24 protein-coding genes and 1 pseudogene are annotated in these 25,524 nt (G+C 49.8%); 2 read left to right on the plus strand and 23 right to left on the minus strand.

The window, feature by feature from the left end; all coding sequences use genetic code 11:
• Positions 1-3: 3 nt before the first annotated feature.
• From EH207_RS12100 to EH207_RS18410, 6 genes are all read right to left on the minus strand, one after another.
• The gene (locus EH207_RS12100) at positions 4-1,386 is read right to left on the minus strand and encodes a phenylacetate--CoA ligase family protein (RefSeq protein ID WP_137714215.1); all 1,383 of its coding nucleotides are present in this window, start codon (positions 1,384-1,386) and stop codon (positions 4-6) included.
• Positions 1,379-2,479: an amidinotransferase gene (locus tag EH207_RS12105; protein ID WP_137714216.1), complete on the minus strand. Its 1,101-nt coding sequence runs from the start codon at positions 2,477-2,479 to the stop codon at positions 1,379-1,381. The genes EH207_RS12100 and EH207_RS12105 overlap by 8 nt, the downstream gene beginning before the upstream one ends.
• Before the next feature lie 14 nt (positions 2,480-2,493).
• Entirely contained in the window at positions 2,494-3,351 is an 858-nt protein-coding gene (locus tag EH207_RS12110; RefSeq protein WP_137714217.1) for a spermidine synthase, read from the minus strand.
• Positions 3,344-3,727, minus strand: a complete 384-nt coding sequence (gene speD / locus EH207_RS12115) for an adenosylmethionine decarboxylase (RefSeq protein ID WP_137714218.1) — start codon at positions 3,725-3,727, stop codon at positions 3,344-3,346. Before speD ends, EH207_RS12110 begins: the two co-directional genes overlap by 8 nt.
• A gap of 924 nt (positions 3,728-4,651) precedes the next feature.
• Entirely contained in the window at positions 4,652-5,563 is a 912-nt protein-coding gene (locus EH207_RS12120) for a DUF808 family protein (RefSeq protein WP_137714219.1), read from the minus strand.
• 11 nt (positions 5,564-5,574) lie between these two features.
• Complete coding sequence (locus EH207_RS18410; protein ID WP_137714220.1) at positions 5,575-5,850, minus strand: hypothetical protein; 276 nt, start codon at positions 5,848-5,850, stop codon at positions 5,575-5,577.
• Between the two features lie 541 nt (positions 5,851-6,391).
• On the opposite strand from EH207_RS18410, the gene EH207_RS12130 reads away from it, so the two are divergent.
• Complete coding sequence (locus EH207_RS12130; RefSeq protein WP_137714221.1) at positions 6,392-6,946, plus strand: hypothetical protein; 555 nt, start codon at positions 6,392-6,394, stop codon at positions 6,944-6,946.
• Between the two features lie 222 nt (positions 6,947-7,168).
• On the opposite strand, the gene dbpA is transcribed toward EH207_RS12130, so the two are convergent.
• A complete protein-coding gene (gene dbpA / locus EH207_RS12135; RefSeq protein ID WP_137714222.1) occupies positions 7,169-8,551 on the minus strand; it encodes an ATP-dependent RNA helicase DbpA in 1,383 nt (460 codons plus the stop codon).
• Positions 8,552-8,682: 131 nt separating this feature from the next.
• A complete protein-coding gene (locus tag EH207_RS12140) occupies positions 8,683-9,183 on the minus strand; it encodes a YbaK/prolyl-tRNA synthetase associated domain-containing protein (protein WP_137714223.1) in 501 nt (166 codons plus the stop codon).
• A 359-nt stretch (positions 9,184-9,542) separates the two neighbouring features.
• Here EH207_RS12140 and ypdK point away from each other — a divergent pair, with 359 nt between their 5' ends.
• Positions 9,543-9,602: a membrane protein YpdK gene (ypdK, locus tag EH207_RS18625; protein ID WP_425456729.1), complete on the plus strand. Its 60-nt coding sequence runs from the start codon at positions 9,543-9,545 to the stop codon at positions 9,600-9,602.
• Positions 9,603-9,787: 185 nt separating this feature from the next.
• Here the strand turns inward: ypdK and EH207_RS12150 are convergent, their stop codons facing one another.
• The 15 genes and pseudogenes from EH207_RS12150 to alaC all read right to left on the minus strand — a co-directional run bounded on the left by EH207_RS12150 (position 9,788) and on the right by alaC (position 25,276).
• Complete coding sequence (locus EH207_RS12150; RefSeq protein ID WP_137715343.1) at positions 9,788-10,636, minus strand: prepilin peptidase; 849 nt, start codon at positions 10,634-10,636, stop codon at positions 9,788-9,790.
• A 190-nt stretch (positions 10,637-10,826) separates the two neighbouring features.
• On the minus strand, positions 10,827-11,321 hold the full coding sequence (gene gspM, locus EH207_RS12155; RefSeq protein WP_137714224.1) for a type II secretion system protein GspM: 495 nt from the start codon (positions 11,319-11,321) through the stop codon (positions 10,827-10,829).
• Positions 11,318-12,535, minus strand: coding sequence for a type II secretion system protein GspL (gene gspL / locus EH207_RS12160; RefSeq protein WP_137714225.1), 1,218 nt, complete (start codon positions 12,533-12,535; stop codon positions 11,318-11,320). Before gspL ends, gspM begins: the two co-directional genes overlap by 4 nt.
• Positions 12,532-13,518 carry a type II secretion system minor pseudopilin GspK gene (gene gspK, locus EH207_RS12165; protein WP_137714226.1) on the minus strand — a complete coding sequence of 329 codons (987 nt, stop codon included), beginning with the start codon at positions 13,516-13,518 and terminating at the stop codon, positions 12,532-12,534. The genes gspL and gspK overlap by 4 nt, the downstream gene beginning before the upstream one ends.
• Positions 13,518-14,147 carry a type II secretion system minor pseudopilin GspJ gene (gspJ, locus tag EH207_RS12170; RefSeq protein ID WP_137714227.1) on the minus strand — a complete coding sequence of 210 codons (630 nt, stop codon included), beginning with the start codon at positions 14,145-14,147 and terminating at the stop codon, positions 13,518-13,520. The genes gspK and gspJ overlap by 1 nt, the downstream gene beginning before the upstream one ends.
• Positions 14,147-14,512: a type II secretion system minor pseudopilin GspI gene (gene gspI, locus EH207_RS12175; protein WP_137714228.1), complete on the minus strand. Its 366-nt coding sequence runs from the start codon at positions 14,510-14,512 to the stop codon at positions 14,147-14,149. Before gspI ends, gspJ begins: the two co-directional genes overlap by 1 nt.
• The gene (gspH, locus tag EH207_RS12180) at positions 14,509-15,060 is read right to left on the minus strand and encodes a type II secretion system minor pseudopilin GspH (protein ID WP_137714229.1); all 552 of its coding nucleotides are present in this window, start codon (positions 15,058-15,060) and stop codon (positions 14,509-14,511) included. The genes gspI and gspH overlap by 4 nt, the downstream gene beginning before the upstream one ends.
• A gap of 7 nt (positions 15,061-15,067) precedes the next feature.
• On the minus strand, positions 15,068-15,493 hold the full coding sequence (gene gspG / locus EH207_RS12185) for a type II secretion system major pseudopilin GspG (protein ID WP_137714230.1): 426 nt from the start codon (positions 15,491-15,493) through the stop codon (positions 15,068-15,070).
• Positions 15,494-15,525: 32 nt separating this feature from the next.
• Complete coding sequence (gspF, locus tag EH207_RS12190) at positions 15,526-16,752, minus strand: type II secretion system inner membrane protein GspF (RefSeq protein WP_137714231.1); 1,227 nt, start codon at positions 16,750-16,752, stop codon at positions 15,526-15,528.
• A 1-nt stretch (position 16,753) separates the two neighbouring features.
• A pseudogene (gspE, locus tag EH207_RS12195) lies at positions 16,754-18,228 on the minus strand (type II secretion system ATPase GspE).
• A 17-nt stretch (positions 18,229-18,245) separates the two neighbouring features.
• Complete coding sequence (gene gspD / locus EH207_RS12200) at positions 18,246-20,165, minus strand: type II secretion system secretin GspD (RefSeq protein ID WP_137714232.1); 1,920 nt, start codon at positions 20,163-20,165, stop codon at positions 18,246-18,248.
• 95 nt (positions 20,166-20,260) lie between these two features.
• Complete coding sequence (gene gspC, locus EH207_RS12205; RefSeq protein WP_137714233.1) at positions 20,261-20,839, minus strand: type II secretion system protein GspC; 579 nt, start codon at positions 20,837-20,839, stop codon at positions 20,261-20,263.
• A 50-nt stretch (positions 20,840-20,889) separates the two neighbouring features.
• The gene (locus tag EH207_RS12210) at positions 20,890-22,866 is read right to left on the minus strand and encodes a glycosyl hydrolase family 28 protein (protein WP_137714234.1); all 1,977 of its coding nucleotides are present in this window, start codon (positions 22,864-22,866) and stop codon (positions 20,890-20,892) included.
• A gap of 593 nt (positions 22,867-23,459) precedes the next feature.
• On the minus strand, positions 23,460-23,867 hold the full coding sequence (gspS, locus tag EH207_RS12215) for a type II secretion system pilot lipoprotein GspS (protein WP_137714235.1): 408 nt from the start codon (positions 23,865-23,867) through the stop codon (positions 23,460-23,462).
• Between the two features lie 167 nt (positions 23,868-24,034).
• Entirely contained in the window at positions 24,035-25,276 is a 1,242-nt protein-coding gene (alaC, locus tag EH207_RS12220) for an alanine transaminase (RefSeq protein WP_137714236.1), read from the minus strand.
• Between the last annotated feature and the right edge of the window lie 248 nt (positions 25,277-25,524).

Here is a 25,524-nt window from a genome sequence, read left to right on the forward strand (position 1 = left end):
GATTCAGCATTTATTGATTACAGTTCTTCTTTTATAACTTTTCTCAGGTGGAATCTGGTCAAGTTTTATCGGAAAAACAAAGACTTTATGTGTAAAAAGTTTGCTAAGATGATACTGAAAAGCTTCGAATACACTACTATCTTGATTGATATCTATATTATGGCAAACATAAAGTACTTCGACGCGGTCTGGGGCGAGTTGTACCACTCGGAACTCTTTAATATTGCTATTTTCTTGACAAAAGAAACGTTCAACCGCGTCCAGTATGCTGCCGGGTGGAATAGTTTTACCATCAAGTGTAGTAAGCCCTTGATCAGCCCTGCCGTGTAATTTTTTCAAACGTTTAAAATGACTCCCACAGGTGCAGCGACCTCCATTATCTTCCATTTCACAAAGATCGCCTTGCTCATATCGAATCATAGGCATTGCTTGATTCCATAAATCTGTACCTACAATTTCTCCTACTCCACTACCATCGTAGTTAATAACTTCTAAATGAACATCGTCTTCAACTACATGATAGTGTTTATCTATACATTGCATAGCCATAATATCGAGTTCTTCTGATGAGTATTCGTCCCTAACTGGAACTCTAAAAATACTTTCGTAACGATCTCGCTCTTCTTGTGTCGTAGTTTCTGAGTTCGTTGTTATTAATTCTACTCCATGTATGTCCAGCCTTTCACCCAGTACGGCTAATTGTTGGAGATAACTACCTATCGAAGAAATGACCTGTGGTCTTAGATACTTTATGTGTTTCATGGCATAAAAACCAGGGCAGTCCTGACTTAGAGTAAATACTCTATAATCTCCCAAAACTGATGTATGCCACCAAACGCAATAATGAATATTGTATATCCAGCGAGCGGGATCTAGCCTGCGGTCTGACATAAATTCAAACATGCGGTATTTATGTAGTATATCCAGGTTTGCACGATGCTGTGGCAATATTATCTGCACTTGCTTTCCTGAAGAGCCGGAGCTACTCATCCAACGACATTTGGATGGATCGTATTTATCAGATGGCATGCCAACTGGGAAATTTGCGATTACATCGTCTTTGTTAATAGTCGGCAATGACATAAAATCTTGGTAAGACCGTATTGCCCCCAGTTCGTAACCACACTTTTGATACTTATCGCGATAGAATGGCGAAGTCGTAAACGCCCAGTCTACTAAGGCGCTTAGTCTATCTAATTTCCATGCATCGAGTTTGTCGCGGTCAAGGGTGAGCCTTTCAATAAAGTCATTATATTCATTGTCCAGCAGTTCCTTCATTTCTGTTTGACGTTCAACGCTTTCAATTCCTAAAGGTTCAACCTCCGCATGTCGAATAATTGTTTGAATTCCACCATGATGTTCACGGACATTATAGATATCAGACATACGATTTCAGGCTTCCATTTCGTTTAACATCAAGTGTGGCACAGTGAAACGAACCACCGAATGTTTGAAAGTGTTTAAAAGGGCATAAAATGGTTTTAAATCCCCATTTATGAAACGCAGACCGTAACAACTCTTCGTCTTTTTCCACAATAACGGTTCTTTCATCAAGCATCAGAACATTTGTATGAATCCATTTTGATGTCATGAAAAGAGGATGCGAATCATCGAGTGTTGAGGGCGGCGGGGTAAGTATTTCCCAGTCTTTAAAAATGTCTGGGATTTTTGAAACCCAGGCCTTATTTACTAAAACTTTTCCAGGCGCTAATGGAAGAATTGTTGTATCAATATGCATTGGAGATGCATCATCAAACTCATATATGTGAATTCGATAATCTTCACCAAGCGTTCTACGCAGCCACTCAATTCCTTTGTTATTAGTAACATGGCTTCGTTGTCCAATAATATCTTTGCCCATTTTCATAAAATCAGCCGCGTCAAAAACAGGTTCTGATTCGTTGATCACTGAGCTAAATTTTTCCTCTTGCTCACAATCATGATCAGGTTTCCAAAGCGAGTCTTTAAGCATTGGTTTTGGGGCGGCCAGCCATTCAGCTCCATTAGAAAAATAATCATTCAGGATTTCTCGAAAAGAAAACGTTTCAAAATACCGACTTCTCCATGCCATCGGCACTTCGATGATCTTTTTACCTACTGCAAATAAGCAATCACGAGGCATTGCAGAATAAAAACCACCACCAGTAGTGAAATGTGGTGTCATAATAGTTTTGTGATGGTTTACTTGTTCTGGCCTACGGACTCTTACTCCTTCACTCTTAAGAATATCAGCCAATTGATTGACTTCTTTTTTGGCTAGATTAATGAGTTCTTCAGGGAAACGCCCTGCGGCATTCTCCTTAAAAAAATTTTTTGATTTTTTTGGGATGACGGCATCAAGCCCGGCATCCCATTCAGGAATGCGTATATCATCTATGATACCAACGATGACTTCTTCAAGTGGATCCCATTCGGTATAAACTTCTACGGGACTTTTATTCGAATAAAATTGAGGAACTTCCTCTGTTTGAAAATCCATTTTCACTCCAATAATTAGTTATTGTTGCGTAAAGTAAACGGTACTATTGTAGATTTGATTATTGATTGGCTATCAATAAATTTCGGTTTATATGAAAGTTTGTTTAGTTTTTCTATCATTCTTTCAGCAGCGTTATTACATTCAAAGTTAGATCCTACTAGCCAAACCCAGTTTTGCTCTTCCATTTCAAAAAAAACTGTACTCTTAAAGCTAGATTGATATCTTTTAAGGGAATTACGTAAAGTGTTATTCCTCCACCAAGTAGTACATCCCGCTTGAGAGATAAATACACCTTCTTCAGATAGAAGACTTATGATTTTTTCATTAAACGTAGAAGTATACAGACGATTCTGTTGTGCAGAATCTTCTTGCTCATCAGGCAGGTCTAATATAATGATGTCGTACTTATCATTCCTCTTTGCTGCCTCCTCTATGAATTTGTATCCATCATCGATTATAAGATGGATGGGACCTTTTTTTTCTTTATATAATCTGACTTCTTCACTACTATAACCGTAAGGTAAGTATTTGGCACAAGCTTCTACACATTCAGCATCAATGTCTACATGGGTAACTTTTTTGGCTCCCAATTCAAGAGCGAGTTTGCTAATTACGCCTTCACTCGAACCAATAACTAATACGTTTTCAATTTTTCCGCAAAACAAAGCTGCTGGAATAATTTGTCCCTCATGATAAATAAGTTGTGATTCTTCGACGCTTTGTCTTTCATTATTGCAAAACAGGCTTATACCTTGTCCCGTCTTAGCTATTACCATCGACTGATAAGGTGTTTCTTTTTCAAATATAATTTCGTCGAGATCCCATACACGGCTAACACCTTTTCCAATAGGTTCAATTATTTTTTCAATCATTATTTGTTTCTCCACGAATGATGCAAGTTGAATGAACTTTTTTAGGTTTTAAAGCTTTTTCTATTTGTTGAATAGCTACTTTTGGGTCGCAATCCCCACAAGTGAATATATCGACAAAGGCAGCTGTGTGACTTGGATATGTATGAATAGAAGCGTGAGATTCTGATAAAAGAAGTAAGGTTGTTACACCTTCGGGATAAAATTTATGAGATGTTTCGTTAAGAATTGTTGCTCCACAAACTTCTACTGCGTTTCGCATTATCTCTGAAAGGTAATTCTCATCATTAAGTAATGAATCCTCAACCCCGTAAAACTCAGCGAAAACATGATTTCCATTGAACGAGAAACCGGAAGAATCCTTTTTATCCGTTAACATTGTAAACATACTCCCTCAAACTTTAACCATTGGAATTAACTATTGTTTACATTCGTGCTACTTTTATCAGCATGAAAATTTCTCGTCAAATTAATTTTATATTTTTTTGAATGATTTTCAGGGCTATTTATGTAACATGTTAATTATTATAATATTATTTTTTCGCGGCAGGCGCTTAACGTTGCATCTTAATTATTTATTTTGAAACTGATTTCACGCTAATCAATTGCGAGCTAACTTTAATCCATATATGAAAGATAAAAAGTTAAGTTCGTATATACGCACTTGAAATTGAACTCATTGAGATCATGAGTTAAAAATTTTTTTTAATAATTTATAGATACCTTTATCAGCAATTATCCCCTGCTCCACATTGATCAACACTCTATGATGTCAGTAATATCTTCATCTGACCCTTGTCCATTGCGGCAGAGCTGATTTGATGGGTTCGGCAATTTCGTCGTCTGTTCCGCTCCCAGGCACAATCTAATAGAGCGGTTTTCTCACATATGGCAGACATTACTGTTGAAACGTAGGCCTCATGCCTACTGCCGACTCCCTGCACCATCATTCGTTAGATAGAGTATAATCGAGGTGATTTTTCCAGCATGAAACAACTGTTTTAGAAAGAGGGTTTTTTGTTGATATCATTGTTGGTATAAATGGTTATACCTTTATTTTAACCTTATAATTTATAGAATTAAAATTTCGTTCGACTTCGCAGGATCACACTTCTCCCAACGTCTACCGCCGTCGACAAATTCCATCTGATATAGCTTTGCACGCCATTATCAAAGAAGCGATCTCTGTATTGCCGCGAGGAATCAGAATGGCGCGAAGGATGCGGGATTTAATCTGAAAGGGCAGGAGGACATCAGCACATGATATATCCATGCGCGATTATCCTTCTGGCCTCTTTTCTGCTTACGCTTGCCTTTTACGCAGACGAGCAATCTGGTTGACGATAAACAGCACGACGGCACCGACGATCAAGCCAATCACCAGATTGGCCACATTGGAAATCAGCACCGCGACAAGACCGCCAAAACTGTCGCCAAAGGTGGTGATGGCGTGATAAAGACGGGGTATGCCATGAACCACAATGCCGCCACCGACTAAAAACATCGCCAGCGTGCCCACCACGGAGAGCACTTTCATCAACCAAGGCGCGGCAACCAACAGGCCGGCCCCGACTTTTTGCGCCACGACGGATGACCGTTGTTCCAACCACATGCCCAGATCGTCCAGTTTGACGATACCCGCCACAATGCCATAGACGCCAACGGTCACCAGTATCGCAATCCCCGACAGCACCATTACCTGATTAAGTAGCGGCGCTTCAGACACAATCCCCAGCGTAATTGCAATGATCTCGGCCGAAAGGATAAAGTCTGTACGGATCGCGCCTTTCACTTTGTCGCTTTCATACTCCGCCGAATCAGCTTGAGCCGCCGCAAGCAGGCGCTGCTGCCGGGCTTCTGGCGTATTCTGATTTTTGTCGCGGTGCAGGCTATGCACCACTTTTTCCACTCCCTCATAACAAAGATAGGCTCCCCCGACCATCAGCAACGGCGTGATCGCCCAGGGGATGAACGCGCTGATGAGCAACGCAACCGGCACCAGAAAAACCTTATTTAGAAACGAACCTTTCGCTACGCGCCAGACCACTGGCAGTTCACGATTCGCCGTTACCCCACTTACCTGTTGCGCATTCAGCGACAGATCGTCACCCAATACGCCCGCCGTCTTCTTAACGGCCAATTTCCCCATGACGGATATATCATCCAGCAACGTAGCGATATCATCCAATAGCGTCAGTAAACTTGCTCCAGCCAAAGCGTCTTTCCTTATTCGGGTTCATTATGTTGACAACAGGGACACATCTGTATTTCAGACACCAGCATAGACGTAATCCCGGCAGAATCCCATTCGACCCTTACAGGTTGCCCCTGAGACGGTGAATGATGCAGATATTTACTGACTGGGGTTTCCGTCATGCCGGTGATCACTTCCGTGGCGATCAGTGTATCTCCGACAAAAATTCGGGCGGTGGCCAGCGATGCAACCCGCCGGTCCCCAGACTGCTGGTATAAATAATTAACGGTTAATTTGATACTGCTCATGATGTTACAGGTGTTCGATATAGAAATAGGAATTCAGTGTAACCTGTTAGATGGGGGTTGTGGAGTGAAAGCCAATCAGAGGACAAGACAAGCACCAGTAACGCAATGAAAAAATCATTTTTATAGGTAAGCACGTTATTCCATCCCCATGCCGTGTCAACACTGTGGCTGAAAATACTTTGGTCATACTTACATTTAGCCTGTCAAAAAGTTAGATACCTAATTAATACAGATAGGCTCAATGCATTGTTAGCAATAAAAAAATTTAAACTTATGCATTTTAGATATTAATGAAAAAAATAGATTGGCCGATTTAACTTACTGGAACGTATTTTTAAGGTCATTCCATCTGTCACAATTATGTCTTTGCCGGGTCTGTCTGGACACCGGGAAAGGGGCTGTATTTCCTGCAATGGACTCATTACCGCCGCCAGTTAATAAAAAATGGTTTATTTCAATCAATTGGATTCGTTATATTGAAGTAATTCATCGGCTTGAAACTGTCGACATAAAAAAATAGCGATATGAAGGAGTTAATATTGTGGTTATTCCAGATATTCAGTCCCTGAATGTAAATCTCCATTCTAATGTACCCACGGTGGGTGTTGCCACGAATGCGGATGCGGTCACTGCCATCAGCACAGGCAATAAAACTGACACATCAACGACAAACTCTGACTCATCATCCCCCTCAATGACACCAAACAACAGCACTAAGGTCACGCTGTCGTCCGATAAAAAACGTGCGGTTGATCACGAGCGTGAAGAGAAAAAAGCACCTGAAGATCATCAGGAAGAGCAGCAGAATGACGCCGCCGACTACACGCTTACCATGACAGGGATTCCCCTGTACGACGGTAAACTGATTTCCGTGGTTAAATATCCTGACGGGCAATCCGAAATGTTTGATGCTTTCACTGGAAAACGGATAACTCAGGAAGATCTCGCTTTATTAAGTTTCCTACAGGGGCCGGGTAAAGAGCGGGTATTAACTTTTGATAGCACAATGTCATACAGCAATATGTCTGCCGCCGAAGTCTATCAGCAAATTCAGGAAATGCTGCATAACGGTACTGGTAATAACGGATCACTTTAAAATTAGAATAATATAACTAAGATACACTGTTATCGTTATGACGATTCTTTATCCTTCGATTAAAAATAGAATTTATCGTTAATAGTCAGGAAATTAACAGGCTGCCATTAAGTTTTATTGATTAACCGACTGCACAAAGAACCGTATTCTGAATCCCTGTGACCTTGCCGTTACGCAAGGCCAATAGATCTGCAAAATATCCGACAGGTATTAAACGCAAAATTATTTCAACAACCTGACTTTGCAGCTTTTCCCTTTTATCTTACCCTGCTGAAGTTGATGCAGCGCCCGCTTCGCGCTGGCTTTGCGGATAGCGACGTAGGCATGCATGGGAAACATATCAATTTTGCCGACTTCCGCCGCGGTTAAACCTGCCTCACCGGTCAACGCCCCCAGAATATCGCCAGGGCGAATTTTGGCTTTACGCCCTCCGTCGATACACAGCGTCATCATCTCTGGCGCCAGTTCAGCGACGCCGCTGCGACTGATTTCTGTCGTTGATGCCCAATTGATGGGTATACCCAGATAATCTTCAAGCAGATGAGCGCGGCTCATCTCCTGCGGTACACACAAACTGACGGCCAGCCCTTGCATGCCCGCTCTCCCGGTTCGACCAATGCGGTGTACGTGCACTTCGGGATCGAAGGCCAGCTCGAAATTCACCACCAGTTCCAGCTCTTTAATATCCAAACCGCGGGCGGCCACATCGGTCGCAACCAGCACGCGGCAACTGCGATGAGAAAAACGCACCAATACCTGATCGCGATCGCGTTGCTCCAGATCGCCATGCAGCGCCAACACACTGATGCCCCGCGAATCCAACGCATCGAATACGCTCTGGCAATCACGCTTCGTGTTACAGAACACTACGCAGGATGCTGGCTGGTAGTGGCTCAGAATGGCCATCAGCAGCGGTAAACGCTGCTCTTTCGTGGTTTCATAAAAACGCTGTTCGATTGCTGGTTCAGCATTCTCATCCACCACGTCGACGCTCAACGGCTGACGTTGAACCCGGGCGCTAATCTGTTCGATCTCATTCGGATAGGTGGCGGAAAACAGCAATGTCTGACGATCCGTAGGCGCATAGCCGATCACTTCATCAATCGCGTCCGTAAATCCCATATCCAGCATGCGGTCAGCTTCATCCAGCACCAGTACTTTCAGCGCGTCAAGCGACAGAGAATGCTTGCGCAGATGATCCTGAATGCGTCCCGGCGTTCCCACCACGATGTGCGGCGCATGAACCAGCGAATCCAACTGGTGCCCCATGGGGTGGCCGCCACATAGCGTAAGGATCTTGATATTCTGCGCAAAACGCGCCAGACGGCGCAGTTCTTTGCTGACCTGATCGGCCAATTCACGCGTCGGACACAGCACCAGCGCCTGAGTGACAAATTCCTCGACAACAATCTGATTGAGTAGACCGATACCGAAAGCAGCCGTTTTGCCACTGCCGGTCTTCGCCCTGGCGCGCACATCGGCGCCGCACAGGATAGCCGGTAACGTCGCGGCCTGAACCGGGGTCATTGCGGTATAGCCCAGTTCATTGAGATTGAATAACTGCTCGGCCGGCAGAGCAAGGGAAGAAAAAGAAGTTGTACTCACAATAATTACTCTTATTACCAACGGTAACGCGACGAAAGGCTACGCCAGTCTCAAGACGGCGCGTGATTTGCCGCAATAATAACAGAGATGGCCGCAGTTGCCCGATTTACCTGGTATTTAATATACCGAACCTAGCCCGCTGCGGGCAGCTTCAGAAAAGGCAAAATCCGTGGTTGGGCAATGCGCTGATAATCCTGCGTATTTAGAATAACTGAACGTTCGAGCGATCCGGCATTGAACGCAAGCTCATCAAACCGGACAAATAACAGAGGATCGGCCACCAGCAACAAATCGGGATGAAAGCTAAACGGCGGAATAGCGCCAAAAACACAGTGTGTTAAATCGTCCACTTCATCCGGGCTGGCCAGCGAAGCGCGTGTTCCCCCGATCCCCCGGGCCAGACGCGATAAATCAGCCTGTTGGTCAGCGGGTAAAACGGCCAGAATATGCTGACGCACACGGTTTCCTTTTACGTGGCACACCAGCGCGTTGGCCCCCTGTCCCAACGCGGTCCCGCGCTGCTGCGCCACCTCTTCAGAACGTCCGGCGCTGGCGTGCTTCACTACACGGTAACGGGCCTGCTGCCGGTCCAGGAACGAACATAATTTTCCGAAAACATCTACTGATCCCATACGGCTCCCTACTGAAAATCATCATAAAAATGGGCTGAAAGCGGCCATAAAATCCCGGTTTCCCCGCATGTTCATCGTACACCTGTTTTAACCATTTGGCGGCGGTTAGCACTGAACGCTTTTTAATGCTATTTCTGTAAATATAGTGCCATGCCCCTCTTGAATTATCCCCCGCACTCGGCGTAGATTGAGCGCCGATCCCGTCATCAATAGTGTTACCTCTGGTGATGACAACGGGGAAGTGTTTTCCCGCTGCAAGATGGCAAACGGCGCGCATTTCTCTTCCATAATAAAACGCACAATCGGGATCGTTGCTGGCGTGGTTTCTGCTGGAGAATATATCGGTGAAGTATTTTTTTATGGGTGTCTCATTCTGTCTGGTTGTTTGGGTGAGTACCTTTATGCTGATGGTGGAATAACCGGTCATTTGCCTGACAGAAGCGAGTTTACTGTAAGGCACGGAAAGAGATATACAGAATAGCAAACGTAAAGCAGGCTGGGGGTGATAACACCTTCAGCCTATTTTTATACCCGACGCGCTTTGCCATGAATTCGGCTTTACCAGGAAAGGAATGGTTCAACAGGCAGATTACCCACGATCACATTAAATATCGCCTATCCCATTAAGCACCACACTAATCACCCCGCCTGCCGCAAGCCAGGGACCAAATGCCAGGGGGTGTTCGGCATTTTCTCGTCGCGCCCAGCGCCATACCATCGTGATAACCAACCCGCTCAATGCGGCGATGAGCACCAAATTGGGTAATGCTCGCCAGCCTAGCCAGCCGCCCAGTGCCGCCAGCAGTTTAAAATCACCATATCCCAGCGCATCTTTTCCGCTGAGTAGTTTAAATCCCCAGTACAGTAACCAAAGAGAGAGGTAACCTGCCACCGCGCCGATCACCGCATCACCCAATGAAACAAAAGTGCCCGACAGATTAAAAATCAAGCCCAGCCAAAGTAAAGGCAGCGTCAGCACATCCGGCAGGAGCAGTGTTTTCGTATCAATCGCCGCCAGCATTAACAGGAATGATAGTAAAATCAGCGCGCCGCCCAGCGCCATGCCCGGCGGCCACAGCAGCCCTGCGGTCATGAAGATCAACACGGTCAACGTTTCAATCAGTGGATATTGTGCGGAAACAGACTGCTGACAGCATCGGGAGCGTCCGCGTAGCAATAACCAGCTCAATACCGGAATGTTGTCTCTCACCGCGATGGCATGTTGACAATGCGGACAGCCGGAAGGCGGCCACCAGAGATTATAACGTGGTTCATCAACGGAGAGCGGCAAACCAAGCTGGGCGCGGGCTTCACGCTGCCAGCGGCGTTCCAGCATGATGGGTAACCGGTAAATCACCACATTCAGAAAACTGCCCACCATCAGACCCGTCAGCGCTAATGCCCCCAACCATCCTGCGGGGAATCCCTCGGCAAATGCCACTATCCCATCCATGCCAATCCCCCGATATATAAATAATGACGTTGAGTCAACAATGCCCCGTTTTGAACCGACCGCCTCCATACTTTCATAGTCTGCATGATACGCCAATGGATCAGACAAAGGCGCGTTGGCGATTGCGAAACGCTGCGCAATTATCGTGAAATACGCCACTGAATATTCTTAGATAAACAGCCATAGCGCGTTACCCTTCATCCGCCCTCTCCAGCAACAATCTGGTAATATCCACGCTGCCGGGGCTTTGCTCCACGGCATCAACGTTCAGCGTCAGAACCCTTACGCCGTTTTTCCGCTCCAGTTCACTCAGCCAGCGAATGAGCACGTTGAAATCACTGCGCGCCAGCGTCACCGAAACCTGACTGCCCTGCGGTTGCAGCCGAACGACCGTCAGGCCGTAACGCCCCGTACTCTGCGACACCAGAATGGGCAGGCTGGTGTCACGGCTCTGGACGTCCTGTTGCGTTTGCCCGCCCGGAGGCAATGTCGCAGCCTGCTTTTGCATCCAGTCGACGGTCTGCCGTTCACGGGAAATGGCGAGTTGCCATTGGCGTTCGCGGATCTGCCAGGGCTGCCATACCGCGTAATACGCCAGACAAAGCAACAACATGCCGGCACAGACCGACAGCAAACGCTGCTCGCGTTGGTTTAAGGCATGCCAGCGTTGGCGTAATTCGTTCATGGCAGACTCCTTAAGGTTAATCGTCCTTCGACATATCCCTTTTCCTGGCGCATCTCTCCCGCCTGAACCTGATAGTACGCCGCAGCCTGTTGTTGTAACTGTTCCAACTCCTGATACGACGCCGCCTTCAACGCCAGCCGCAATTCAGCGCCTGGCGCCTGGTAAGAGAGGGATTGAATCCGTACGTTGCCGTTTTGTGTGATGAGCTGCTGTAACGCCGTCAGTTGGCTGAGCAACCCTTGCGCCCCATTTGCCGCAGACGCCCTTTGCAGATGTTGCTGCATCTGTAGCCGTGGGTTAATCACCGTCGTTTCAGAGGGAAATATTCGCCGATAGACGTTGATGCTTTCCTGACGCCAGTACGCCGACTGTTGATAGAGCTGATAGTGTGACCAGCCCATTTCGCCGATCAGTAGCAGCAGATAACAGGACAGCGCCACCCCGACACCCCGCCAGGGAAGTAGGGTATGACGCCACGATTTAACCGATGCAAACTCTCCCTGTTGCAGATCGGCAGAGGGCGGAAGATGCGCCTTCGCCGCCAGAGTAAATAAATCGGTTTCAGGTTGAGGTCGCCACAAAGCCAGCGCCAGTTCTCCGCCGGCAGTAGGCAGTGCGCTATGGCTGTAAATTACCGGCAACGGCGCGAACGTGGCCAACAGTTCGGCGAACCATGATGACTCCGCGGCCATAACGTGACCATTCTCCTGTCGAAACAGCCACGTACCATTGTGATTCAGCGCACTCCAGCCATCTTTATGCCGTGGCAACACCCAGGCATCGGGCAACAGCGAGTCGACGGCGATCCCCACCCCGGCGCACTGTGATAACCAGTGGCGCATGCGACTTTTTTCCACAACGGCGATTGTAGCGGTATCCCCCTGCTGTTCCAGTAAAGCAAAGTGCAACTTTTCGATATCGGCGGCCAACTGCTCTTCCAGCAAAAACGGCGCCATCTGCGCCAGTTGACGCCGTGCCTGCCGGGGAAGCGTCAGCGCATGAAAAGTCACCTCGGTCGCAGGCACCAGTACTCGGGAAAACGCCAATGCAGGATAAGCCTCGAGTGATTCTCGCACCTGCTCCGCACTACCGCCCCCTTCAGCCAGAACATGATCGCCACTGTGTGATCTTACCTGCCATTCGATGGCTTCCCGCTCTTGCGCCGGTAACCGAACGATCAGACAAGGCTTTCTGATGTGCGGGTGTTGCTTCATGGGTTCACCGTCCTATATCCTCCATATTGCCGCTGCACGACCAGCGCCTGTTGGCCGATGAGCTGAATCAGGCTTCCCTGATAAAAATCACTGTCACCGAGGCGCACATGCAGTTGTGCAAAAAACCATTCACTTTTCACCGTCAGTATTTTTTGCGCGGTCTTTTGGCTGTTTGCCGGCAATAATCCCGTTTGCTGAAGCACAGACAAGCTTGCCCAACCCGTACGCGGCCTTTTCTGTATTAATGCCATCGCTTGCGGCACCGTCATTTCTTTCAGAAAAAGTGCTGCCAGCAACGGCGCCTGCAATTCCGTCAGCGTATTGATGTTTATCAACATCGTATCGACGGGTAGCGCGCAAACATACGGTAATAAGCGCCGATAAAGATCGCTGTCCATGCCGTATACCGCGCGCAATTCACTGATCTCACCCATGGCCCTGTTTGCCGGGCGATAAGGCACCGGCAGCGAGGCATAAATTTCATCTTCGGCGCCGTTCGTCAGGGGATGGCTATCACCATCAATCCAGTCGCGCACGGCGGCGGTCATCTGCTCCGCCCTCGCCGGCTCCTCCCCCAAATGTTGCAACAGCATGCGAAACACCTGCGCGGGGTAAGGTGCTTCCACCTGCGTGCCATCATCGCTGATGCCCTGATTGATCGAATTAAGATTGAAGCAGGAGCGGGCATCCTGTAGCTGTGTATACACTTCGCCGCCGTCAACAGAAAACTTGCGATCCTGTTGCGCCCAGTCTTGCACCAGAGACGTAACGTCAGGCGCGTTCAGGGCATCACGCAGCAACATTTCGCCAGCCAGCGCTTCTCCCCCCAGAGCATACCATTCGGCCTGTTGGCGGCTTAGCTGGCTGGTTGTCCGTAAGAACGCCTTGCCGCTGCGCTCAGCAATGACAGCGGCTACCGTCACCATCATGGCCAGTATCAGCAAGACAACCAGTAGTGCGACTCCGCGCTGGCGAGACGACATTATTTAACCGGCCCGGTGGTGATAAAAAACAGCCGCGACATTTCGCCGTAGTCCCTTAACGTCAAGATCACTTCGATTCCCTGCGGCAACTGATTCGGATTCTCCCAGCGGTCTTGCCAGGTTTTATGGGTAAAGAAGCGCAGACGGAACCCGTCAACCTGAGTAAGCAACGGTTTTACGCCCGGCGCCAACCCTTCGATGGGATCGGGATGCGGATAAGTAAGACGCTCCAACGTGTTATTGCGCAACCGATAAGCGACTGGCTGAAGCTCAGAACGCGGCAACAAACCGAACGGATTCTGCCAGCCATTACGCATAAAACTGATGCCCCAGTCGTCACTTCTCAGTTGATCCCTGCTGGCGTAAAACAGAGAGGTGCTGCCGCGGCTTCCGCGGGCAATCATCTGCGAAAAATCCTGGTCCATCTGGGTGAAAGCTCGCTGCAACTCAGCCAGACGTTCCGCTTTGCGTTGGGAAATTTCATCGTTCCGCATCACCCCATTCAGCACCTGAAAAGCGCTGAGGCTCAATGCCGCGAAGATAGACAACGCCAGAATCACCTCCAGTAGCGTAAAACCCTGCTGGCGCGCGTTACGCCGTGATTGTTCCGCGACAATTTTCTTCGGCATTATTGTTTCACCACATACGTGCGTAGCGTGCCGTCGGCAGCCAGTTGGTCTTTACTACGCCGCACTTCGACATCCAGCGCACGGAACTGAGGATCGCCCGTTTCCACCCCCTGCCAACGCCAATACCAGCGCTGGCCCGCGAACTGCGATTCCCCTTTTACCCAATGGGTTTCCGGCCAGCGCTGTGCTAGCCGCAACTGCACCTGTTGATTTTCCGCAACCCACATGGCGAAGGTTTTCTCTTCAAGCCGGCTCAGGCTTCCCGCCTGCGTTGCCGTCGTCTGCAAAACGGCGATGCCAGCCAAAGCAAATACCGTTAGCGCCACCAGCACTTCAATTAAGGTCATACCCTGTTGCCTGCTCATGGCTGCTCTCCCGGTTCGAGCGACGTTCTTATCATTCCGTTGACATCCACCTCCAGCCAGTACAACTGGGATTTATTTTTGGATCGCAACAGGAGTTTGAAAGGCGTGATTTCTCCGCCGGGGAGGATCAGAATGTCAGGCTCATCCTCACTGCGTTTTTTCTCCATTTTCTTTCCATCCACCTGCAGCAGTTCCAGGCGCAGCGCATCAGGCAGAACGATGGAGGAATCAATGCGGCGGGGCTGCCAGGGACGCCATTTATAGCCTTTCCAGCGTTCGTCTTCCCCGGTCAGCGTCGCCGATGAGGTTTCCCTCTGCAATTGATAAAACTGCCAGCGGTCAGGGGATATTCGCACCCCCAGCATGAACTCATTGATTTGGCTGGTTTCAGACGCCAGCGCCAGCTGCGTCTGAAAACGGGCCAACTGCCAGGCGCCGTCATTCCGGCGCTCAGCCGGGAATGCCATCACCACCAGACTGGCAGCCACGCCAGCCAGCAACATAACCAGCATCATTTCCAGCAGGGTGAATCCTCGCTGTTTCCTCATAACACGTTTATTTACCGTTGAGGTTCCAGTTACCGATATCATCTTCCGTACCCGGCATACCGTCCTGCCCGAATGAGAAGATATCCAGCTTGCCATGCTGACCGGGATTCATGAGCTGATATTCCGCTCCCCACGGGTCCTGCGGTAAACGCCGGATATAGCCATCCTGCGGAAAATTACGCGGCTCCGGTTGCACGGTTGGTTTTGTCACCAGTGCTCTTAATCCCTGTTCCGTTGTCGGATAGCGGCTGTTATCAAGTTTGTACATATCCAACGCACTTTCCAACGACACGATGTCGCTGACGGCTTTTTGCCGATCCGCCTTCTCCTTGTTCCCCATCAGGTTCGGTACGACCAGACTCGCCAATACGCCGAGAATGACGATAACCACCATAATTTCCAACAGGGTGAAACCACGCTGACGATGTTGCATCCTTACTTTTCCTCACTCAAGTGTTGGTTCTTTCACGAACTCATTAAAGTATTCAGTTGCAGGATCGGCTGGAGAATGGCGAGCACGATAAACAGCACGATCGCCGCCATACTCACCACCAGCAAAGGTTCAAACAGCCCTAACGCCAGCGTCATCTGCGCACTGAATTCACGATCCTGATTTTCCGCCGCCCGCTCCAGCATGCTGTCCAGTTCGCCGCTGCGTTCACCGCTGGCGATCATGTGGCGCATCATGGGGGGAAAGAGCGCGGTCTGCTCCAGCGCTTTGTGCAAACTAACGCCTTCCCGCACCGCATCCGCCGCCTGCGCCAGGCGATGACGGGCGTAATCGTTGGTCATGACATCGCCGCTGATGCGCATCGCCTGTAATAGCGGCACGGCGCTGGCGTTCAGGATACTCAGCGTACGGGCATAGCGTGCGGTATTCAGTCCGCGGGCAATACGCCCCAACAGCGGTAGATAAAGCAAACGCCGGTGGAAAACGATACGGCGCTTTTCCTGACGCAACAAAACGCGCAACGCCATAACCGCGGCCAGCAGCGCCAAAACCACCCACGGCCCCACCGTGCGCACCGCATCACTCATGCCCATCAGCAAACGCGTTGACAAAGGCAGCGCCTGTTTCATATGGATAAATTGCTCGACCACTTTGGGCACAACGGCCGACAGTAAAATGCTCACGACCGCAATCGCCACCACAGTCAACACGCAGGGATAAATCATGGCTTGCTGAATCCGGCTGCGCATCTGCTGGTGTTGCTCGGTATAGTCCGCCAGCCGGTTGAGCACCTCATCGAGATGCCCGGAGGTCTCCCCCGCCGCCACCATCGCGCAATACAGGCGTTCAAAACTACCGGGGAAGCATTTCATGGCGTCCGCCAGTGAATGCCCTTCCATGACTTTGCCGCGTACCGCCGCCATCAGTTGGCTTATGTGAGGTTTTTCGCTCTGCTTGGCGACAGCCTCCAGCGCCTCTTCCAGCGGCAAGGCGGCGGCGACCAGCGTCGCCAGTTGCCGGGTGAGTAACGCTAAATCGGACGTGCCGATACGGTGTCGTCGCCGAAGAGAAAAGCCGGAAGAGCCTGATCTGTGCTCCCCGCTTGGGCTTTCGCTCACCGCAATCGGCATCAGACCGCGCTCACGCAATAATTGGCGCACCTGTCTCGCGGAATCCGCCTCCTGGGTGCCGCGGCATTTCTTCCCCTGTGCATCCAGTGCCTGATAGTGGTACTGCGCCATATCATCCCTCTTTGGTTACGCGGATCACTTCTTCCCAGGTGGTGATCCCTGCCAGCACTTTCTCCAGCCCGTCTTGCCGGATTGTGGTTCTATCAGTTCCCAACATCTGCGCAATCGCCATTTCCCCCTCGCTGCGGTGAATAGCCGCCCGCACCCGGTCGTCAATCACAACCAGCTCATGAATCCCGATACGTCCCCGATAGCCGCTAAAGTTACATTGCGAACAGCCAACGGGATAATGCAGCATGGTGTCGGGCGGTACGCCCATTTGCTCCGCATGAACGGCGTCGATCCGCCGTGGCTGACGGCAATCGGGACACAGCGTCCGCACCAGACGCTGCGCCAGTACCCCCAGCAGCGATGTTGAGAGCAGAAAAGGTTCAACGCCCATGTCCTGCAAGCGCGAGAGCGCGCCCAACGCGCTGTTGGTATGCAATGTGGAGAGCACCAGGTGACCGGTTAACGAGGCCTGTACCGCAATCTGCGCCGTTTCACCATCACGGATTTCCCCCACCAGCACGACATCCGGGTCCTGACGCAAAATCGCCCGTAATCCACGGGCAAAGGTCATGTCCACTTTGGCGTTAACCTGCGTTTGACCAATCCCTTCCAACTCATACTCGATTGGATCTTCCACCGTCATGATATTGCGTTCCGCGGCGTTGAGGCGGCTGAGCGCCGCATAGAGGGTGGTGCTTTTTCCGATCCGGTTGGACCGGTAACCAGAATAATGCCGTGGGGACGGTGGATCAGCGCATCCAGCCGCTGCCGATGGCGGGACGACATCCCCAGCGCTTCCAGATCCAACTGCACGCTGTTTTTATCCAGCAGACGCAAGACCACACGCTCCCCGTGGCTGGAAGGTAAAGTCGACACGCGCACGTCGATGGCTCGTCCGCCGATGCGCAGCGCCATGCGGCCATCTTGCGGTATGCGCTTTTCTGCAATATCCAGTTTCGCCATCACCTTGATACGCGACACCAGGAGAGACGCCAGCTTACGCTGCGGACGCAGGATTTCGCGCAGCACGCCATCCACCCGGAAACGAATTTGCAGATAGCGTTCATAGGTTTCGATATGGATATCCGACGCCTTGTCTTTGATCGCTTCGGTCAGCATGGCATTAATCAGACGAATAATGGGCGCATCGTCATCGGTATCCAGAAGATCGTCGCTGTCCGGCAGTTCCTCGACCAGCGTATAGAAGTCCATTTCATTACCGATATCTTCCATCAGACGCCGCGCTTCCTCGGAGTCACGCTGATAGCTGACGACCAGTCGACGCTCGAATTCCGCTTCCGTCACACGTTGAATCTTTAACGGAAACCCAGCCACACGTCGCGCCTCCAGCAGCGCGGAGGCGGACGTCAGTGCCACACAAATGGCTTGCCGATCGTCCTCCCCTTCGCCTTGCAGCAACAGAATCTGCTGCCCTTTCGCATAGGCGAAAGGCAATATCGGACGTAATTCAATCATTCGCGGCGAATCGTCGCTCATCGTCCCCCCACCGGATAAAACGTCACAATAGAGGACTGCACCTGACGGAACGTGTAAGGATTACCCGTTGAAGGCAGGCGCAGGAGATCGTTGCTCAACATGCCTTTGCCATGTTTGACATCGCGCTGCTGCTGTTGCTCCTCGCTGAATGCGTGGTATTTTTCCGACGAGGCATTCTGATACTGACTTCGATCGCGGATGATGGAGGGGCGGATAAACAACATCAGATTACGTTTCGATACCTGACGACTGTTGGAGCGGAACAAGTATCCCAGCACGGGAATATCGCCCAGCAAGGGCACTTTATCCGCCGTTTCACGCGAGCTTTTATCCAGCAAACCGCCCACGACCACGGTTTCACCGCTGCTGACCAATACCGCATTATTTACGGTGCGCGTGTTAAACGTGGCCCCCAGTTCCGAACTGCTGCTGGACCCAGAATCGGCTACGCTGGAGACTTCCTGTTCAATCTCCAGCAACACCGAGTCGCCTTCGTTGATTTGCGGCTTCACTTTCAGCTTAATACCGACGGTCTTACGTTCCACTGTATTGAAAATGTTGTCGCCAGAAGTCGTCTGCGACCCTGCCAGTACCGGTACTTCCTGACCGACGTTGAACGTGGCTTCCATGTTGTCCAGCGTCACAATGCTCGGCGTCGCCAGAATGTCATTCTTGCTGTTGCTCGACAAAGCGGACAACAGCATCGACCAGTTGCCCTGATAAAACCCGGCGGCAATACCGTTGAAGCTGTTGAGCGCGTTCGCCGCCGAACTATTGAACGTGCCGTCTTTTCGGTACTGATCCGCACCCGCCACCATCGTGGAAATCGGCAAGCCGGTGTTGGTGAACTGCGTCATTCCAGCATTTTTATTCGACCACTGAATGCCCAGGTTCATGCCGTCAGCATCCTGAACTTCCGCAATGACCGCCTCCACCAGCACCTGCGGACGACGAATATCCAGTTGGGCGATCACCTGCTCCAAATCGCGCATAACATCCGGCGCCGCGCTCACAATCAGCGAGTTCGTCTGCTCATGCGCCTTAAGGGAAATCTCTTTGCGCAGCGCCGGCAACGCATTTTCCTGCTCCGACTTGATGCTGTCGCCCACGCCAGTCAGCACTTCAACCAGATCCGAGGCTTTGGCATATTTGAGATAGATAACTTTGGTGTTGCCCTGTACCGCCTGCTGCCGATCGAGCTGTTTGATCATATCAATCACTCGCTGACGGGAATTTGGCTCGCCACGGACCAGCACGGAGTTGGTGCGCTCATCGGCGACGACGTTGGCGGTCATCATGCCAGGCAGCGCCGTTTTCTCATCGGTTTTATTCAGCTCATTCACCATTTTCACCACTTCCAGCGAGGATGCGTAAGAAAGCGGCACCGTCGCCACATTGCGATCGCCGGTTCTATCCACCCGTTCAACAATCGCCATCAGCCGTTTAATCACGGTGGCGCGGCCGGTCATCAGCAGCACGTTCGAGGGCTCGTAATGCACCACGCTCCCGGCGCCGGCATTGTCGTTCAGTTGACGCAGCAGCGGGGCCAGATCGCGGGCCGCAACGTTATTGACCGGCACGACGCGCGTAACCACTTCATCCCCGACGCCAGGGTCGTCTTCGCTGGCCAGCGGCATCGAGGTTGACTTCGCATCTTTCGAGCGAATGATCTTTAATACGTTGTTATCCATCGGCACAACGGTAAAACCGTATACGTCCAGCACGCTGATGAAGAACTGGTAATACTGTTCTTCATTCATCATGTCATAACTACGCACGGTAATATTGCCGCTGACGGAAGGATCGACGATCACTGTTTTATTCAGGTTTTTACTGACGGTATTGATGAACTCCTGAATATCCGTCCCTTTAAAACTGGCGGAGAACTCAGCACTCCAGGCAAATGAAGAAACCATCAGGCATAGGGCGCCTCCCAGCAGGCGTAATCCTTTCCACCGCGCGTTGCTAAACCATTTGCAGTCAGAAAACCGCTGTCCTTTACTAAACAAAATTAGTTGTCTCCATCCGGTGCCAGATAAATATGCTCAGGTTTTCTCCCTTCGGCGTCATCCTGATATAAATGCAGGGCTTCATAGCGCCCCTGATACTGCAAGACGACACGATCGGCAAAAATAGTCACAATTTTGGCCTCATAGCCCGGTATCGCGTCACCCACGCTACGGCTGTATTGCTGACTATCTTTGGCGATAATGGCGATGGACCGTTTGTCGTCTTCACTCGCCAAAATACCGGTAAGAGTGATGTCTAATGTGGAAAGCGGGATATCTCCGTTCAACGCGGCTGCCGTTACTGTCGGTGGATTGACGTCAGGCGGGCGGCCAAACAGCGTAAAGTCATCCGATGCGGCGGGTTTTTCTTTGGCCTGGGCGGGCGTGACGGTAATGTTGACCGGATGAGGATCGTTTGGCAGCAGAACACGCCAGGCGAGCACCGTCAGTTGCTGGCAAATCAGCAGTAGGATACCGCTCAGAAGCACACGCCGAATAAGGGGTAAAGGTAAAGACTGGAGTTTTACTACCAGTGTGTTTAATGAAAGGGTTTTACGCGACCATGATGGGGATTGCGGCATTGCTTATTCATCCATAAAATCCCCCACGCCTTACGGCGTGGGGTTTATCCTTACTGCGTCGCCGCCTCGAGGGTGAGGGTTTCATCCCCCTTCGTCGTCAGAGAGACACCACGATTAACCCGGTCGTCTAGTTTGATATTTTCGATATTACCAAACTTCCATGCCGCGTCGACATTTTCAAAAATCACGTTTTTGAACGTGCTGTCTTTGAGGAAGGTAATGTCCGTGGCTTTGGTATTTTTAAATTTTACATTTTCAAAATACAAGCCCTGATGATAGGCATCACGTTTAAAAGAAAACCCATATGAAGCCGCCATTTCATCTACGGTCATCCCATCGACCAGGATACTGTTTTTCTTCGCCGTACCATCGACGGTTACGTCAGAAACTTTCACATCACGAAATTGAGCGGGTTCAGCCGCCGGCTGGGAATCGTTCACATCTGCTTTATATTTGACGGTGAACACAAACGGTTCTCCGACAATACCACGCATTGCATTATTGCGGAAGACGACGTCACGCGCACCTCCGCCGTAGTATGGACGACTTTTCATACGCAGCCCGACATCCGTCAGATTCATTACATTATTTTCAGCCACGATCTTCTCGATCCAGGCGCCGGTATGGCTGCCGGTGACTACAGCGCCATGGCCTTTACGGAAGTAGTTATTGAATATCCACGCGCCGCTTTGCGCTTTTTGCTGCCGTGTCGCTACTTCGGCGCCATACCCCGCCGCGAAATTGACACTGTCATCGCCGGTATCAAAAAAGTTATTGAATACCATTACGTTCTGGCTGTTGCCAAACTCGATGCCGTCCGCATTATTCGCATCAAAAGTGGTATGCACTAAGGCATTCATGGCCACATTTTCAGATTCCAGCACCATCACGCCGTGATAGGCGGGATTCAGAATGGTCAGCCCTTCCAGATACAGGTTGCTGACACCACGCAGCGTCATCAAGCTGGATCGGCGATGCTTGTAGGCATCATTAACCGACATCCCATCAGCCAGGGCTTTTTCAGTTTGATTTTTGGCCAGAATCCCATCGTCGGATACCTTGTCCGCTTTGCTTGCCCGGTACTGCGGCAGCTTTCTGCCCAATTCGTCCTTAATGGTCGTCGCGTCACCGGATTTGATGCCGCGCTTCCAGCCATTACCGTTAATGGTGCCTTTGCCGACGATACGGATATTTTCAAACGTGCCAGCATGCGTACTCCCTTTATCATTGATTTCCAGAACGTTAATCAGTGAAGGCGGACGTTTTGGCAATGACGGTTTAGTGTAGGGATAGAGGTAATAACCGCGCGCCAACGGATAGTCATCACCGTTTTCCGAACCGCGCAGTATTGCGCCCTCGGCCACTTCAAACGTCATATTGCTGTGCAGGAACAACGCGCCGGTCTTAAACTCGCCGCCTTCGACCACAACTTTACATCCCTGCGGGTAAGTCTCTATCGTACAGTCATCAATCGCTTTCTGAATCGCCAGCGTGTCGTTGGTGACGCCGTCGCCTTTGGCCCCGAAATTGGTTACGTTTAGCGTCTGAGGCACTGCGGTGGTTTTCTGGACAACGGTTTCGCTATCCACCGATTCTTTACCATCAGCATAAACCGCGCGTACGGTGAAGCGGTATTCTGTTTCCGGCGATAATCCCGTAACTTTAAAATTTTGGAAGCTGACGCGGGTATGCCAGCCTGCCGTGTCAATAGAACGATAAAAGTTATCGATATAAGGTTTTGCCGGTGAATGGGTATTCTGATTGTCAATCGCTCCCGCCAGCCGTTGACCATTCATGTAGACATGATAATCCTTGATATCCGATGATGCCTGCGCCGGTTTTTCCCAGGCCAGCACAACGCTTGTATCGTCATAGGCCAAAGTGGGAACCTGCACATTCTGCGGGGCGGCTGAGCGGTCTATGGTGGCGCTCTGGGCTGCATCACTATCAGTGCCGACTGCCATTAACCCACTGAATAGCAATGCTGCACCAAGCGTCGCTCTGGAATGGAGCAAAAAATAATCCATATCATTATCTCCTTTGTTTTGAATATTACATCTAACCACCGAAAAGACGATTCATCATGCCAACAATTCTTATCATTAGCCAGATCAATATTTCACGAAAACCCATATAACTCAATCAGTAACATGCAAGTCAAAAATCAGTTCACCAGAAATCCTGCAATAGTTAATCGCCATCTTTTTACACACCTATTTTAATAGTTTCATGACAAAGACCAAATTAATCCGATGGTTCAATACCATTGGTCGCTAAAAATCCGTGATGAAAGGTCACAGATTAATCAATGCTATTTTTTATTTTCCATACTAATTATCAATGAATTCCTTTCACTCAATCTTTTTCAACGGTAATAGAAGAAAAGAAAAGACGATCTATTAACAATAAAAAGATGTTTTATTAAATAGCGCTTCCACTTTTTTGCAACCACGTCAAAGTTTCGTCCGCGATTATTATGAGATTAAAGGAAACTAATCAAAATAAAGTGTCTGTCATAGGAATGACAGATTTGAGTTTTCACCGCTTCTCCTTTTTTCAAAGGATGGGCCCGGCGGAAAACTCACTGACGTAAATATCCCGCCGGATAAGGCTCTGACGCTTAACGGTAGGTGCGTAAGACATCAATAAAAGGGGTCAGTGAGCGGTTAAATTCCGAACACTGCGTTTCCTTCGGCGTGCTGTCTTTTAACAACCCCTGATACAGACTTTCACTGCGTTGCGGTAAAGTCTGATAATTTGTCACATCCCATCCCCGCTGCTTAGCCACTGCCAGCACGACATTATTGATTGTTGACTCATCGGGAAGATCGCTGCGATTGCATTGCGATTTCAGATACCGGGTGGCAGCCACCAGAGACGCAAGCTGATTCAATTGATCATTAGCCGGTACTGCGACAGCGCTATCCGCCGCTTTCCCTTTACTGGCGGAGGTGTCGGATTGCTGGCAGCCAGCCAGTACGACACAAAAGAGTGTAAAAACAGCGAATTTAGACAGAGATAACGACATAACACGGCTCATCCTGATTGAGATTAACGACGGGCATTCTAACAAATGTCTGCTGGCTGTCTGCCACTTTATCGATATCCCCTATCACCGTTCGAACGCAGAAAAAGGAAAACGCGCGCCAGCAGAAAATAGGTTCCCGGCCGGCAGACCGGGAACCTCAGCATCATTCAGGAAGCAGGCACCTTACCTGACGAGGCTTTGTTCGGCGGTATAATGCCATCGGCGCGAAACATGGCTTTTATGCCGCGTACCGCCTGCCGGATACGATCCTGATTTTCAATCAATGCGAACCGGACATGCGTATCACCATAATCGCCGAACCCGATTCCTGGAGAAACACAAACTTTCGCTTCAGCCAGCAGACGTTTGGCGAATTCCAGCGATCCCAGATGCGCATACGCCTCTGGAATTCTGGCCCAAACATACATGGAGGCCTTCGGCTCATCCACCATCCAACCAGCTTCATGCAGACCGCGCACCAAAACATTGCGCCGCTGACGATACTGCTCGGCAATATCCCGAACACACTGCTGATCGCCTTCCAGCGCCGCAATCGCCGCCACCTGCAATGGCGTAAACGTACCGTAATCGTGATAGCTCTTGATACGGGCCAGCGCACTGACCAATTCCTGATTACCCACCATAAAACCGATACGCCAGCCCGCCATGTTGTAGCTTTTCGACAAAGTGAAAAACTCGACAGCGATATCTTTCGCGCCAGACACCTGCATAATCGATGGCGCCTTCCAGCCGTCATAAACGATGTCGGCATAAGCCAGATCGTGTATCACCAACACACCGTACTGTTTTGCCAGCGCCACCACACGCTCAAAAAAATCCAGCTCGACGCACTGTGCGGTAGGGTTGGAAGGAAAACCAAGAATCATCATTTTTGGTTTTGGAATACTTTCACGGATCGCCCGTTCCAGTTCATTGAAGAAATCCACACCTTCAACAAGCGGAACCGAACGCACCTGAGCCCCGGCAATCACCGCGCCATAGATATGTATCGGGTAGCTGGGGTTTGGCACCAGCACCGTATCGCCGTGATCCAACGTTGCCAGCATCAGATGCGCCAGCCCCTCTTTGGAACCGATGGTGACGATCGCCTCACTTTCCGGATCAATTTCCACCTGATAACGATCGGCATACCAGCGCGAAATGGCGCGGCGTAAACGAGGAATGCCTTTGGAAGTCGAATAACCATGGGTATCCTCACGCTGAGCGACGGTACATAGCTTCTCGACGATATGAGGCGGTGTAGGACCGTCTGGGTTACCCATGCTGAAATCAATGATGTCTTCGCCACAACGACGAGCCGCCATTTTTAATTCAGCAGTAATATTGAATACGTAGGGGGGAAGACGATCGATGCGCGTAAAACGGCGCGGAGAAGTGGAATCAGACATAGCATCCTCAAAGTAACGTGAGCGCCCGGACCGTCCGAGCGACGCTTAGACCCGCTTTGCGGACCAGTGATTTAAGCTATCTCAGATCAAGGACTCTGTCGATATGACATCTCATAAATTTTTCCCGGCATGGGGAATCCGACAGACCCGCGCATGATATTAATTATTCTTTTAGCCATTCGTAAAAATATTAGAATCATTGATATCGATAATAAGAAAAACCATTTTTAATTAACAAATTAAACACA

It is taken from the genome of Brenneria rubrifaciens (assembly GCF_005484945.1).
Taxonomy (GTDB): Bacteria; Pseudomonadota; Gammaproteobacteria; order Enterobacterales; family Enterobacteriaceae; genus Brenneria; species Brenneria rubrifaciens.